Here is a 13,373-nt window from a genome sequence, read left to right on the forward strand (position 1 = left end):
GTGTTCAGATTCAGCGGGTCCATGATGGACCCGCGAACGGCATCAACTACCCGCGATCGTGTCGACCGGTTTGAAATCGCCGTGCTGGACCTTGTAGATGGTCACGGGCGCATCCTTGAGGTCGCCGGTCGAATCATACGAAATGGTTGCAGCCGACACGCCCTTGATCGAAAGCTTGTCGAGGTACGGCCCATAGACCTTCGGATCGGTCGAGTTCGCGTCCTTCATCGCGGTGAGAAGCGCCATCGTACCGTCGTACGAGTACGGCGAGTACGTGATCGGGTCTTCACGGAAACGCGCCTTGTAGCGCGTGGCGTAGCTGGCGAAGCCGGGCATCTTCTCCTTAGGCAGGCCGCCCATGTATACGATCGCGCCTTCGGCCGCGCTGCCGCCAATCTTGAGGAAGGTGGGCGAGCGCGACATTTCGCCGGTCACGAACGCCGACTTGATGCCGAGCTGGCGCATCTTGCGGATCATCGGCGACGATTGCGCGTCGCCGCCGCCATAGAACACGGCATCCGGATTGAGGCCCTTCAGGTTGGTCAGGATTGCAGAGAAGTCCAGCGCCTTGTCGTTCGTATAGTCGCGCTTGACCAGCGTGCCGCCGGCGGCCTCGACGGCTTTCGCGAACTCGTCGGCAATGCCCTGGCCGTATGCGGTGCGGTCGTCGATGATCGCAATGCGCTTGTAGTGCAGCGTCTTCACGACATAGGAGCCGACGATGCGGCCAGCTTGCGCGTCGCTCGTCAGCAGGCGAAACGTCGTCTTGTAGCCGCGTGCCGTATACACCGGCGAGGTCGCCATCGAGATTTGCGGCAGGCCGGCGCGGTTGTACAGATCCGAGGCGGGAATGCTGGTGCCCGAGTTGAAGTGGCCGATGATGCCGCTGACGCCGTCGTCGATCAGACGTTGCGCCACCACGGTTCCCGTGTGCGGGTCAGCCTGGTCGTCCTGCGAGTCGAGTTCGAACGAGACGGGCTTGCCGCCGATGGTGGGATGGGTGGCGTTGAAATCGTTGATGGCCAACTGCACGCCTTTCTGCATGTCTGTGCCATAGTTCGACTGCGCGCCCGTGAGCGGCGCCGCAAAGCCAATCTTGACGACGTCGGCGTGCGCTGCGGCACATGAAAATGCCCAGGCGACTACAAGTGCGGAGTGCGTTACCTTCATTTTCACTTTTCACTTCCCCTCAGGTGCAATTTGGGCAATGCCGGACGCTCCGTGCCGGCGAGTGCGATATGGAGTTGTTGCGGAGCATGCCTGTGGGTTTCGCGTTGCCGCGTAACGTGGCGGGATCGGCGATTGCAGTCTAGGTAGCGAAAATCAGCGCGTCTTGCTCGATTGGCGTGCGACTCGTGACGATTTCTGCATAGTGGCCGGAAGGGAGCGCAGACCAGGGTGCGCACGGGTAGCGGCCGCGCGCAAGCCGTGCGTAGTAGCGGGTGGTGCAATCGGCACAGCGCGGCAGCGCGCCCGCGCTCGTCAAGGTGCGATCGTATAACGCAGGATCCGGTCGCGCGACTGCTCGAGCAGGCGCGTCATCGCTGCCGCCGCAGCGTCGGCTTCGCGCGCGACGATGTGCCGGCGCACGGCATCGTGCAGTTCGAGATCTTCGCTGGGCTTCGCGGCCTGGCGCTGCATCATTTCCGACGACACGCGCAGCGCGGCCTTGATGGCGTTGCCGATCGTGATGAACATGCCGTTCTGCGAGGCCGTGATGATGGCGAGATGGAACTCGAGATTCGCGTCGGCGGCCGCGCGTATGTCCGAGGCGCCATGCTGGGCAGACTGGCTGTAAGCGCTTGCCAGTTCCAGGTAGCGGCGCTCGATGATCTGGAAGGTCTCTTCCTTGCCGTGGCGCGCGGCGAGAAAGCTCGCGCGCGGCTCGAAGCAGATGCGCATTTCGAAGATGTCTTCGACGATCTTCGAGTCGAACTGCGCATTGAGGCGCCACGCGAGCACATCGCGGTCGAGCAGGTTCCAGTCGGAGAAGGGCAGGACACGTGTGCCGATCTTGGGCGAAACGGCAATCAGCCGTTTGCCCGCCAACTGCTTGATCGCTTCGCGCAGCGTGGTGCGGCTCACGCCGTATGCGCTGCACAGTTCGCTTTCGACCGGTAGCGCGTCGCCGGGCGCAAACTCGCCCGAGACCACGCGCATGCCGATAATCTTGGCGATCTGCGTTGTTATATTGCCAACGATCGGTTCGCGCTCGAACATCACTTCCCCTTCATGGACGTCGTGCACAGCGTGTCCGTGCTGTGTTATCGGGCGGTCGTCACAATCACGTTCCACGAGCCCGGTTTGAGCTTCGCGCGCACGCGTTCCCCCTCGACCGACACGGCGCTGTTGACTGCAGGCGCCACCGTCGTCGGCGCCTCCACCGTGTTCACCGCTTTCATGTTGGCATGATACAACTCGAGTGCGTGATCGAGCGTACGTTCCTTGCCGAGTCCGCGCAGCTCGACATCGAGTTCCATTTCGTCGCTCAGGTGGCGGTTGAGCGCGAAGAGGGTCGTCGTGCCCGTGGCGCGATCGTCCACCACCGCTGCGCAGAGATAGGGGATCTCCGGAAAAGTTTCGGCTTCGTAAGTGGGTGAATCGATCACCGGCTTGAGCACGCGGCCATGGCCGAATTTCGAGGCCTGCGCGAAGGGATGGAAGATGGTCTGGCGCCACGCGCGGCCGCCGGGCTCCGTCATGATCGGCCCGATCACGTTGACGAGTTGCGCGAGACAGGCGGTTTTCACGCGGTCCGAATTGTTCATCATGGTGATGAGCGCGCCACCCACCACGAGCGCGTCCTCGTGGTTGTAGACCTCCTCGATGAGTCGCGGCGCCTCGGGCCAGCCCGGCTTGCGCAGGTCGTTGATGGTGCGCGCCTTGTACCAGACATTCCATTCGTCGAATGAAAGCATGATGCGTTTGGAGGAATGCTTGCGCGCGGCCACGCTGTCCGCCACCGAGACGATTTCCTTGATGAACAGATCCATCACTTCGATGTTGCCGAAGAACTCTGCAGTCGAGTCCCGCCGGTTTTCGAAGTAAGTATGTAGCGAAATGAAATCGACCTGCTCGAAGCAATGATCGAGCACGCGGTCCTCCCACGTGCCATAGGTAGGCATTTCGTGCGTGGAGGAGCCGCACGCGGCGAGTTGAATGGTGGGGTCGACCGAGCGCATGAGCTTGGCCGTTTCGAGCGCGGCGCGTCCGTATTCTTCGGCAGTCTTGCGGCAGATCTGCCACGGGCCGTCCATTTCATTGCCGAGACACCAGAACTTGATGTCGTGAGGCTGTTCATAGCCGTGCTCGCGGCGCAGGTCGGAGAGCGCCGTGCCGCCCGGATGATTGCAGTATTCGACGAAGCGGCGCGCCTCGTCGGGGCCGCGCGTGCCGAGGTTCACGCCGTACATGGGTTCGATGTCGAGCGAACGGCACCATTCGATGAATTCGTTCGTGCCGAACTGATTGGTTTCGGTTGAGTACCATGCAAGATCGAGGCGGCGCGGACGCTTTTCGCGCGGGCCCACGCCGTCTTCCCAGTTGTAGCCCGAGAGAAAATTGCCGCCTGGGTACCGCACGATCGTCGGGCCGAGTTCGCGCGTGAGCGCCATCACGTCCTTGCGGTAACCGCGCTCATCGGCGTCCGGATGGCCCGGCTCGAAAATGCCGGTGTAGACGCAGCGGCCCATGTGCTCGACGAAGACGCCGAAAAGGCGCCGGTCGAGCTCGGAAATGACGAAGTCGCGATCGACGATGAGGCGGGAAGCGATCATGGTGTTCCTCTATCCATCCTGTAGCTATATGAAGTGAGGCGGCCGCGCCGGGCGGGCGCGGACCTCCGGTGGCGTTATCGCGCGAGCAGGGCGTTGGTGCGTTGTTCGGCTTCCTTCTGTACGTCGGTGACCGACTTGCCTGTCGAGAGCATGTTGCTGATCTCTTCGCCCACGATCTGCTGGATCGCGAACTGGCGCGGCACCGTGTTCGGTAGCGCGTAACCGGTGGTCGAGATCTCCTTGATTTCCGCGCGATGCGGCAGCGCGTTGAACGTGGCGCTCGTGATGATCGACTGGCGCGCGGGCAGATGGCCGGTGCGCGCCCAGTCGCCGTCGTGGTCGTAAAGGAACTTGAGGAACACGAGCGCGGCGTGGCGCGTCTTTTCGTCTTTCGCGCCGCCCTTGAGCATGACCCACGAGTGGCCGTCGGCCCACACCGCCTTCTTCTGATACAGATTCGGGAACGGCACCACGTCGTAGCCGTTGGCGAGCGGGGAATCGGGCTTCTTCGCGAGATTCGTGAAGTCCTCGATCATCCACGTGCCGACCATGAGCACGCCGGCCTTGCCGTTCTCGAACGCCTGGTTGGCCGCGCCATAGTCGAGCCCCGGCGTGACGTCGCCCGCCTTCATGAGCTTGTCGTAGAGCGTGAGCGCGTTGGCGGCGGCCGGCGTGTGCATGTCGATCTTCGTCGGGCCGGCGGGGAACAGCGTGCCGTTTTGTTGATAGACCCAGGTGTCGAACGTGCGCGTTTGCGCGGCCGATTCATTGGCGATCGGTACGGCGAAGTAGGGCAGACCCGTCTTGTCCTTGAACTGCTTCGCCTGCGCAAGCAGTTCGTCGGGCGTTTTCGGCAGGATGGGCTTGCCGCTCGCGTCGACGAGTCCCGCCTTCTTGAACAGGTTGACGTTGATGTGCCAGAGCCACGAATGGGTGTCGAACGGCAGCGCATAGGTCTTGTCGCCGAACGTCACGGCGCGGTGGGCCTGGGGCGTGAAATCGTGGGTGTCCACGCCGACCGACTTGAAGCCGTCGTCGAGCGGCTCGACCAGATTGCGCTTCACGTAGTCGCCCAGGACCGCCTCGTGCATGACCGAGATGGTCGGCACGTCGCGGCTCAGAATGCGCGCGTCGATCTGCGTGTAGTAGGGGGTCCACTCGATGATCTGCGGCTTGACGACGATGTCTTCCTTGTTCGTCGCGTTGAACTGGTTGACGAGCGTCGTGATGATGCCGCACTCGCCCGAGGCCTGGCTCACGTCGTTGACCTTGCCGTATTCGGCGTCGCAGGCGCCGAAAAAGCGTGACAGCGTGATTTCCGTTTTGGCCTGGGCCGGCGCCGTCAAGGTCGCCGCGAGGCCGAGCGCAGCCAGCGTGAGGACGCTGCGCATCAACGATCTTCTCATGTCTCTCTCCTGTGCGAGACCCAGCTGGCACGCTGTTCACGCGCTCCCAGTGGATCACTTTGTTTGTACTGCGAATAAAGGGCGACCGGTCGACGTGTGATGCGGGGTCGCCGCCTATCGAACTGCGGTGCCGGCTACGGCCGCCACGATGTACTTCTGGAAGAACAAATACAGCACGAAGATGGGCAAGCCGGCGAAGACGGCTTGCGCCATGAGGTAGCCGATGCCCTCGGACTGCGCGAAATTGCCTTGCGTCGAGGCGAGACCGATCGTCAGCGTGTACATCTCCGGCTTCGATGCGGAGACGAGCGGCCAGAGGTAGTCGTTCCACGCACTGAGAAACGTGAAGATGGCGAGCGTTGCCTGTGCCGGCAGCGAAAGCGGCAGTACGACGCGCCAGAACACCTTGAAGCGCGAGGCATTGTCGAGCAAGGCGGCCTCCTCGATTTCGATGGGCACGGCCTTGAAGTACTGCGTCATGAGATACACGCCGAACGGCGAGGCAAGGCGCGGCAGGATCAGCGCGCCGTAGGTGTTGTGCCAGTCGAGTGTGGCGAAGATATGGTGCAGCGGAATCACGAGCGCCTGCTCGGGCACGGCGAGTCCGCACAGGCAAAGCACATAGATATAGCGCTTGCCGGGAAACTCGGTGCGCGCGAAGCCATAGCCCGCGAGCGAGGCGATCACGAGCGTGAGCAGCGTTTGCCCGATCGATACGATGAGGCTGTTGACGAGCCACCCGCCCACCGCCGACGTGTTGAGGATGTTCGTGTAATTCTGCAGCGTGAAGGGTGGCGAAAAGAGCACGTCGGTGTGCCGTTCGAGAAACGCATTCGGCTTGAACGAGAGGCACAGCACCCAGACGAGCGGCGTGATCCAGAAGAGCGCGAGTACGACCACGGCGCCCAGCATCAGGCGGTCGCCCATGCGTCCTGTCAGCGAGCCGCGCGAGCGCGTATCGAAAGCGAGCGTGCTCATGCCTTCTCCTTCTTGCGCAGAAGCCAGGCCTGCGCGACCACGCCGATCAGCATCAGCGCGAACAGCACTTGCGCCGCCGCTGCGGAATAGCCGAACGACCATTGGCGGAAGCCGGTTTCGTAGATGAATTGCACGAGCGGGCGCGTGGAATTGTTCGGGCCGCCGTCCGTGAGCAACTGGGCCTGGCCGAACAACTGAAACTGCAGCACCGCTTCGATCACCGCCACGAGCGCGACGGTGCGCCAGATGGAAGGCAGCGTGATCTTCGTGAACGTGCGCCAGCGCGAGGCGCTGTCGAGCGCCGCGGCTTCGTAAAGCTCCTGCGGAATCTGCTGGAGCGCGGCGAGGAACAGCATCATCGGCAGGCCCATGATCCACCAGACCGTGACGACGGCGATGGCGGGCAGCGCGGTGGCCTCGTGCATCAGCGGAATGAATTCCGGCAAATGGAGCGCGTGGCTCAGGTCGGCGAGCAGGCCGTTGCCGGGCATCATCACGAGCTTCCAGACCAGCGTGACGATTGTGACCGATAACACGGAGGAGCCGAAAAAGAGTGCGCGCAGCGCGGCGCCGAAGCGTCCCGGCCGGTTCAGCACCAGCGCGAGCGCGAGGCCGAGCAGAACGAACACAGGAACCGTGAGGATGACGAAGTAGAACGTGTTGCGCAGGGCGCCGCGGAAGATCGGGTCGAGGGTGAGATCGAGATAGTTGCGAATGCCGATGAACTCGCTCGTGCCGGCGAGCAGGTCCACGCGCTGCAGGCTCAACCACCAGCCAAAGCACAACGGAACGATCAGCAACAGCACGTAGACGATCACGAAGGGCAGCACGAACAGCGCGTTGGACCACGGCGCGCGCAGGTTGCGCCGCCGGTCCTCGCGCGCTTCCGGAAGCGGCATGGCGAGCGAGCGGTTAGAGGCCATGCCACGCCTTGCCGGTTTCATCGAATACATGCAGGTGGGCTGCGTCGAGACTCATGCGGATGGTGTCGCCCGTCTCGATTTCGAGCTCGCGTGCGCGCGGCAACTCGGCCACGAGCAATTGACCGTTGGGCATGCTCACATGCGCGAGCGAGCGGTCGCCCAGCCGTTCGATGACTTCGGCGCGGCCGACCAGCGGCCCTTGCGGGTCCAGCAGCACGTGTTCGGCGCGCACGCCCAGCGTGAGCTTGCCCGCCGGCAAGCTCGCCGCGGCGATCGCGGTGGGCGCCTCTACGCCGTCGAACGGCAGGGCGACGATCAACCGCCCACCGTTGTCGCCAACACGCTCGACATCGATAAAGTTCATCGCAGGCGTGCCGATGAAGCCCGCGACGAAGCGCGTGGCGGGCCGCTTGTAGATGTCGAGCGGCGCGCCGATCTGCTCGATGCGCCCGCGGTTCATGACGACGATGCGCGTGGCGAGCGTCATGGCTTCCACCTGATCGTGCGTGACGAACACCATGGTGGAGTGCAGGCGCTGATGGATGCGCGCAAGCTCGAGGCGCGTGCGGGTGCGCAACGCGGCGTCGAGGTTGGAGAGCGGCTCGTCAAAGAGAAATGCTTCGGGCTCCTTGACGACGGCGCGGCCGATGGCGACGCGCTGGCGCTGGCCGCCCGAAAGCTGGGCAGGGCGGCGCTGCAGCAGCGGGCCGAGTTCGAGCATGCGCGCGGCCTCGTTGATGCGCTGGTCGGCTTCGCCCGCGCTCACGCCCGTATTGCGCAGGCCGAACGCCATGTTGTCGTACACGGTCATGTGCGGGTAGAGCGCGTAGTGCTGAAACACCATCGCCACGCCGCGCTTGCCGGGCGGCTGATCGTTCACGCGCCGCTCGCCAATGCTGATCTGGCCGTCGCTCACGGTTTCGAGCCCGGCGATCATGCGCAGCAAGGTGGATTTCCCGCAGCCCGAAGGGCCAAGGAAGACGAGGAACTCACCGGATTGAAGGTCGAGGTCGAGGCCGGTGATCACCTCGGTTTCGCCATACCGCTTCGTTACGCCGCTCAGTCGGATGCCCGTCACGGTGCCTCCTGTGGAGTAGTCTCGTACCGCCGCTTTTAGTGCGTTGATATTATGAAAAGAGTGACGTCCTAACCCATTCGTGTAAACACTTAATCATTCGATATCCCAAATAATGGGTTTTATGCGTATTGCGTCAAACGGGGATGGCAATTGCGCGGGGCGTAATGAAAAGGAATGCCTGGCGCTCGCGTATCGCGTGCGCGTGGAATGCACAATGCGTTGGCGAGGCAAAAAAATACCCGCACGAGGCGGGCAAGAGGTTTGAGGAGACACTAAGAGAGGACGCGGGGGCACCCTCGACGCAAACTGTAGCGCTTGCCGCGGCAGCCCACACCTATCAGAACGGGGAGGGCTAGCGAAATGTCGGCGTGCGTGGCAAGGCAACGCGGAAATGAAAATCGCGCGACGATTATTTGGGAATACTGAGATCATTGATCCTGAAGCGGGATATTTGCGGCTATCTATGAGCGCGGCGCGGGCTCTCCCCGCTGACATCGTTTTTGCAGCGTTTTCACCCATTAAGACAAAAGTGCGCCGTACTCAGTGCGAGGAAACATATACCGCATCTGCAAACGGCTCCGGAATGGCAAAGCTTGCGCGCATACGCTTCGTTTCCGCCGCAGGCGTCAGGCCAAAAAGTCTTTTGAACTCCCTGCTGAACTGGGACGCGCTTGTGTAACCCACCGCGTGGCTCGCCGCCTCGGCGGTCAGGTCCTGGCGGACCATCAACAGGCGAGCCTGATGCAAACGCGTCGACTTGACGTACTGCATCGGCGAAACCTGAGTGATCGCCTTGAAGTGGCTGTGGAAGCTCGGAACGCTCATGCCCGCTTCCTGCGCCAACTGCATCACGTCCAGCGGTTGTGCATAGCCGGCATGGATCAACCGTAGCGATCTGCCAATTCGGCCGAACTGACCGCGCATCGCCAAAGCCTCGCGCATCGAACTGCCTTGTGCGCCTGTGAGCACGCGGAAATAGAGTTCGCGCAGCAGGCACGGGCCCAATACTGCGGCTTCGAGAGGCCGATGCATCGCTTCTAGCAAGCGCAGCACGGAGGCCTGCATCGCGTCATCCATCGGCGTCGACATCATGCTCTGAGGCGCTTGCACGCGCTCCGTTACGCCTTCGCGATCAATCTGTACCGCCAGTTCGGCGGCCAATGCAAAATCGAGGTGCAGGTAAAGCGCAAGCAATGGATGCTCTTCGGTCGCATCGGTTTCCATGCTGAACGGAACGGGCACGGACACGGCGAGGTAGTGATGTTCATCGTACAGGTAGAGATGGTCGCCGAAATAGCCTCGCTTGCGCCCCTGACAAACGATCACGATGCCGGGGTCGTAGAGCACCGGCGTGCGTGACAGCGGCCGGTTCGAGCGCAGGATACGCACGCCCGGCAGCCCGGTCAGGTTGTAGCCCTCCTCGGGCGCCAACGCGCGAAGCAACGCGACGATGCGCTTGCGGCTTCGCGACGAGGAGTAAGGATTGTGGGTAGAGGTCCGGTTCGTGCTCATAGTTTTAGGCAAGAAAAATAGCGGAATTTCGCTTGGTTCGCTCCGCGCTTAAGATTAGTATGCATTCACCAGACAACGTTCGGGAGAAGCTTCAATGGAGTCCAGCAAAATTCTGCTCATCACCGGCGTGAGCAGCGGCTTTGGTCGCGCGCTTGCGCAAGAGGCGCTGGCGGCAGGTCATAAAGTCGTCGGTACCGTGAGGAGTGTCGAGGCGAAGCGCGAGTTCGAGTCTCTCTCTGCGGATTGCGCATTCGCACGCGTGCTCGATGTGACCGACTTCGATGCGATCGACGGCATCGTCGAGGAAATCGAGGCGAGCGTCGGACCGATCGACGTGTTGGTCAACAACGCTGGCTACGGGCACGAAGGCGTCATGGAAGAATCGCCCCTCGCCGAAATGCGCAGACAGTTCGACGTCAACGTGTTTGGCGCTGTCGCCATGATGAAGGCCGTTCTGCCTTTCATGCGCGCGCGCAGGCGTGGCCACATTCTGAACATTACGTCGATGGGCGGCTATATCACCATGCCCGGCATCAGTTACTACTGCGGGAGCAAGTTCGCCCTGGAGGGTATCTCCGAGGCGCTTGGAAAAGAGGTCAAGGCTTTGGGTATCGCCGTGACAGCCGTTGCGCCTGGCTCCTTCCGCACCGACTGGGCCGGTCGATCGATGCAACGAACGCCGCGTTCGATCCCGGATTATGACGCGATTTTCGACCCCATCCGCAAAGCGCGTGAGGAGAAGAGCGGCAAACAATTGGGCGATCCCCAAAAGGCAGCGCGTGCGATGCTCGCCGCTATTGCCGCGGACCACCCGCCCGCGCATCTTTTGCTCGGTAGCGATGCACTCGGGCTCGTGCGGGACAAGCTGTCGGCGTTGCGAGACGAATTCCGTGCCTGGGAGAGCGTGACGGTCTCGACTGACGGCTGAGGATCGCGGGCGTGTCCGATCTTCTCACCCTGCATGAGACTGCTGGCACTCCGTTGCAAACCAATGGTCGACGCGGTGCTGCGCCGCCTGAAGATCCTCGGGGTAGTACGGGTCGTTCCATGGTGACGGGTCGTAGCCCGCCTTCCTCAACGCCGCCACCTCGCTTTGGTGTTGCGCCATCGTCGGTGGCGCGTTGCTCCTGAGCGTGGCGAGGTCGCGGCACTCCGTTGCGCTCAGATGTGGCCCGCCTTGTGGCAGGCCGCCGGCGGCGCATCCAGCCAGCAGGAGCGCCAGCGCAGTCAGCGTCAGGCGGCTTTTCGGCAGGCTTTCCATAGCGGATCTCCACGCGCGTGATTTCCGCGTTCATTTTGCCTTAGACCAGTCGCCGGGAGAGGCGCAGTAGAAATCGAAGAAGGTCGGGAACCAGTGGAACGCGAGGCGCCTGATTCACGCGATCGTCGCTCCCTGGATCGCCTCGACGAGCTCCGCGTTGCTGTGGGCGCGGCCCGCGATGCCCCAGGAGCCGTCCGCCGCATAGACGATGTTGGTCCAGATGTGATCCCGCCTCAGGCGCCCGCCGGCCGCCTGTTCGAGGATCGCGGTCGCCTTTTCGGTGAAAGCCCGTTTGGCCTCCGGCGTCGCCAGCGCGATCTGCGGCAGCGTGAGTTCGACGAACGCGGCGGCGGCGGGCTTGCCGGCCGAAAACACGCGTGCGGCCGGTATGACGTTCAGCGTTCCGATCACATTGGGCGTCATGAACGCGTTGCCTTCCAGCTGCGCGACGCTCAACAGCGCCTGCGTCAAGGCGGCGAACGTATGGGCTTCGGCCTCGGTGGACAGCACTCCTTCGGATACGGTCAGCGTGATAGGCATGTCAGATCCTCATGTGTCAGTGACTGCAGTTAGTGGTATATATGTAGCGACTGCTCTCTATGTATAGACACTGATCGCTCTTTAAGCAAGAAAAAAGAGCAATCGCTCCGAATGCGAGATTCCGATGCGTTACACCGCCGAGCACAAGATCGAAACGCGCAAACGCATCGTCGATGCGGCGAGCCGCCTGTTCCGGCGCGACGGCTATGGCGGCTCCGGCATCGACGGCCTGACGAAGGAGGCGGGCGTCACCAACGGCGCGTTCTACGGACACTTCAAATCGAAGGGCGAGGCGTTCCGCACGGTGGTGCTGGCTGGCATGGAACAGTTGCGGCTCGCTGTCGCCGATCTGAAAGCGAGCCACGGCAAGCGCTGGCCCAAGACGTTCATCGGCTTCTATCTGGGCCCGAAGCGCACATGCGACATCGGCGAAAGCTGCGCGCTGCCGAGCTTTTCGCCCGAGATGGTGCGAGCCGATGGCGAGACTCGCGAAGCCTATGAGGCGGAGCTGCGCCGCTTGATCGAAGAGGTCTCGGCGGGGCTGCCCGACGAAGCCGGGGCGGCGCGTGACGACAAGGCGATCGCGCTGCTTGCGATGTTGTCGGGCGCAGTCACGCTGGCGCGGGCGGTGCCGGATCCGGCGCTGTCGAAGCGGATCGCCGACGCTGTCGAGCGCTCGGCGGTTGCGCTGACTTCGGTGCCGCGCAGGTAAGGGTGAGGGGGCGCGGAAACGGTTATTGCAGACACGGGTCGACACGTTGTTCCATGAGGCGAGTGCAGCGCCTTCATTGAGCGGCACCACCAGATTGATCTCGCCAATAGGGGTGCAAATGATAGTCGGTGCGCAAGCTGCCTTCTGGGGGTGTTCTGGGTGTTGTCCGTGCTGCCCAGCAGCACCGCCGTGGCGCTGAAGAAGAGCTTCTCCGCGCTCGGCGCGACGACGCGTGAGCGACGATAGCGCGGACCGGCGATCTCGGTGTCGGCCGCCCAGCCCTCCTTCACGCCGGCTGTGATCAGTCGCGACACGTCTCCGTACAACGCGCTGTCAACGCCATATTTCGTATTCAGCCATTGTTCGACCGCAGTGCCTGCGGTCATGTCCTTGATCTCCTGCAGCAAGGGGATCAAGCGCGCGACAAGGTTATCCCGGGTGGTTGCGAATCGGGTCAGAGATATTTGGGACCTTGCTCCTGTATGCGGCGGCGGGGGAGCCGCCATTGTTGCCCACGGCGTGTGTTCAATCCACATTCAATCGATCGCACCATCGAGCGCTTCAAAGACCTCGTGGGATTGCTCGGGATACGGGTGCGCTTGCGGGATCTTTGCTCGCATATCCAAACCTGTCCGGTCCCGGCATCGTTCCACGCATGCGCGCAAATCGTGTGCCGCTGGACTCGGGGGATCCGCACCCGCCAGCGAGGAGTGTCTTGCGATCATGAAAGGATTCGCGTGTGACGTCCGTCGTGCACGCGGCTGTCGATCATGACGAGGAACCAGGGCAAACGGTTCGCACACTCATCGCCTGGACGGATGCCAACGCGTCGCTATGATGGTTCGGTGTGGCAACCGCCCTCGGTCATTTGACCGGCCCGTTGGGGGTCAGGATCGGTGGTTCGATACCGCCCGTATCCACGGCGAACCCGCCCCAGGGACCCGAACCGGGTCTCGTGCCGATGTCACCCGGCGGGCTGTACTCGCTACTGACCGGTATGGCGGCTGCCGTAGCGCGAGAGCCGGTCCCCGTGCCATTGACGCCTGGCGGGCCGTAGCCGGTATCCGAGGTAGCCGTCGCCGAGGCGTTGGTACTGCCGCTCGCACCCGTTACCCTGGGTTGGCTGTAAGTGGCCGGCGCAGCGCGCGCTATGGAATTTGCGCCTGGCGCGGTCCGAGGCACTGCCG

12 protein-coding genes and 1 pseudogene are annotated in these 13,373 nt (G+C 62.8%); 2 read left to right on the top strand and 11 right to left on the bottom strand.

Features of this window, described 5'->3' with window-relative positions:
• Nucleotides 1-42: 42 nt before the first annotated feature.
• The 8 genes from AB4Y44_RS17420 to AB4Y44_RS17455 all read right to left on the bottom strand — a co-directional run bounded on the left by AB4Y44_RS17420 (nucleotide 43) and on the right by AB4Y44_RS17455 (nucleotide 9,673).
• A complete protein-coding gene (locus AB4Y44_RS17420) occupies nucleotides 43-1,176 on the bottom strand; it encodes a branched-chain amino acid ABC transporter substrate-binding protein (protein ID WP_368700354.1) in 1,134 nt (377 codons plus the stop codon).
• 306 nt (nucleotides 1,177-1,482) lie between these two features.
• Nucleotides 1,483-2,247, bottom strand: a complete 765-nt coding sequence (locus AB4Y44_RS17425) for a FadR/GntR family transcriptional regulator (protein ID WP_342924890.1) — start codon at nucleotides 2,245-2,247, stop codon at nucleotides 1,483-1,485.
• Between the two features lie 17 nt (nucleotides 2,248-2,264).
• The gene (locus AB4Y44_RS17430; protein WP_368700355.1) at nucleotides 2,265-3,776 is read right to left on the bottom strand and encodes an alpha-N-arabinofuranosidase; all 1,512 of its coding nucleotides are present in this window, start codon (nucleotides 3,774-3,776) and stop codon (nucleotides 2,265-2,267) included.
• A 74-nt stretch (nucleotides 3,777-3,850) separates the two neighbouring features.
• Nucleotides 3,851-5,182 carry an extracellular solute-binding protein gene (locus AB4Y44_RS17435; protein ID WP_368700356.1) on the bottom strand — a complete coding sequence of 444 codons (1,332 nt, stop codon included), beginning with the start codon at nucleotides 5,180-5,182 and terminating at the stop codon, nucleotides 3,851-3,853.
• A gap of 114 nt (nucleotides 5,183-5,296) precedes the next feature.
• Nucleotides 5,297-6,160: a carbohydrate ABC transporter permease gene (locus AB4Y44_RS17440; RefSeq protein WP_342924893.1), complete on the bottom strand. Its 864-nt coding sequence runs from the start codon at nucleotides 6,158-6,160 to the stop codon at nucleotides 5,297-5,299.
• Nucleotides 6,157-7,083: a sugar ABC transporter permease gene (locus AB4Y44_RS17445; protein ID WP_342924894.1), complete on the bottom strand. Its 927-nt coding sequence runs from the start codon at nucleotides 7,081-7,083 to the stop codon at nucleotides 6,157-6,159. Before AB4Y44_RS17445 ends, AB4Y44_RS17440 begins: the two co-directional genes overlap by 4 nt.
• Nucleotides 7,073-8,161: an ABC transporter ATP-binding protein gene (locus tag AB4Y44_RS17450; RefSeq protein WP_368700357.1), complete on the bottom strand. Its 1,089-nt coding sequence runs from the start codon at nucleotides 8,159-8,161 to the stop codon at nucleotides 7,073-7,075. Before AB4Y44_RS17450 ends, AB4Y44_RS17445 begins: the two co-directional genes overlap by 11 nt.
• Nucleotides 8,162-8,701: 540 nt before the next feature.
• A complete protein-coding gene (locus AB4Y44_RS17455) occupies nucleotides 8,702-9,673 on the bottom strand; it encodes an AraC family transcriptional regulator N-terminal domain-containing protein (protein ID WP_368700358.1) in 972 nt (323 codons plus the stop codon).
• A gap of 94 nt (nucleotides 9,674-9,767) precedes the next feature.
• On the opposite strand from AB4Y44_RS17455, the gene AB4Y44_RS17460 reads away from it, so the two are divergent.
• Nucleotides 9,768-10,601, top strand: coding sequence for an oxidoreductase (locus tag AB4Y44_RS17460; protein WP_368700359.1), 834 nt, complete (start codon nucleotides 9,768-9,770; stop codon nucleotides 10,599-10,601).
• A 24-nt stretch (nucleotides 10,602-10,625) separates the two neighbouring features.
• Here the strand turns inward: AB4Y44_RS17460 and AB4Y44_RS17465 are convergent, their stop codons facing one another.
• Nucleotides 10,626-10,934 carry a DUF4148 domain-containing protein gene (locus tag AB4Y44_RS17465; RefSeq protein WP_342924898.1) on the bottom strand — a complete coding sequence of 103 codons (309 nt, stop codon included), beginning with the start codon at nucleotides 10,932-10,934 and terminating at the stop codon, nucleotides 10,626-10,628.
• 114 nt (nucleotides 10,935-11,048) lie between these two features.
• The gene (locus tag AB4Y44_RS17470) at nucleotides 11,049-11,474 is read right to left on the bottom strand and encodes a 4-oxalocrotonate tautomerase family protein (RefSeq protein WP_368700360.1); all 426 of its coding nucleotides are present in this window, start codon (nucleotides 11,472-11,474) and stop codon (nucleotides 11,049-11,051) included.
• Between the two features lie 124 nt (nucleotides 11,475-11,598).
• On the opposite strand from AB4Y44_RS17470, the gene AB4Y44_RS17475 reads away from it, so the two are divergent.
• Nucleotides 11,599-12,186: a TetR/AcrR family transcriptional regulator gene (locus tag AB4Y44_RS17475; protein WP_368700361.1), complete on the top strand. Its 588-nt coding sequence runs from the start codon at nucleotides 11,599-11,601 to the stop codon at nucleotides 12,184-12,186.
• A 57-nt stretch (nucleotides 12,187-12,243) separates the two neighbouring features.
• On the opposite strand, the pseudogene AB4Y44_RS17480 reads toward AB4Y44_RS17475, so the two are convergent.
• Nucleotides 12,244-12,650 (bottom strand): annotated as a pseudogene (locus AB4Y44_RS17480) (DUF4863 family protein); the annotation flags it as partial.
• Nucleotides 12,651-13,373: the final 723 nt, after the last annotated feature.

It is taken from the genome of Paraburkholderia sp. BR10937, assembly GCF_040965695.1.
In the GTDB taxonomy this organism is placed as follows: Bacteria; Pseudomonadota; Gammaproteobacteria; order Burkholderiales; family Burkholderiaceae; genus Paraburkholderia.

Coding starts and splice junctions, on each gene's coding strand:
- AB4Y44_RS17465 (WP_342924898.1), bottom strand. CDS start 10,934: ATGGAAAGCCTGCCGAAAAGCCGCCTGACGCTGACTGCGCTGGCGCTC.
- AB4Y44_RS17475 (WP_368700361.1), top strand. CDS start 11,599: ATGCGTTACACCGCCGAGCACAAGATCGAAACGCGCAAACGCATCGTC.
- AB4Y44_RS17445 (WP_342924894.1), bottom strand. CDS start 7,083: ATGGCCTCTAACCGCTCGCTCGCCATGCCGCTTCCGGAAGCGCGCGAG.
- AB4Y44_RS17440 (WP_342924893.1), bottom strand. CDS start 6,160: ATGAGCACGCTCGCTTTCGATACGCGCTCGCGCGGCTCGCTGACAGGA.
- AB4Y44_RS17430 (WP_368700355.1), bottom strand. CDS start 3,776: ATGATCGCTTCCCGCCTCATCGTCGATCGCGACTTCGTCATTTCCGAG.
- AB4Y44_RS17460 (WP_368700359.1), top strand. CDS start 9,768: ATGGAGTCCAGCAAAATTCTGCTCATCACCGGCGTGAGCAGCGGCTTT.
- AB4Y44_RS17470 (WP_368700360.1), bottom strand. CDS start 11,474: ATGCCTATCACGCTGACCGTATCCGAAGGAGTGCTGTCCACCGAGGCC.
- AB4Y44_RS17455 (WP_368700358.1), bottom strand. CDS start 9,673: ATGAGCACGAACCGGACCTCTACCCACAATCCTTACTCCTCGTCGCGA.
- AB4Y44_RS17435 (WP_368700356.1), bottom strand. CDS start 5,182: ATGAGAAGATCGTTGATGCGCAGCGTCCTCACGCTGGCTGCGCTCGGC.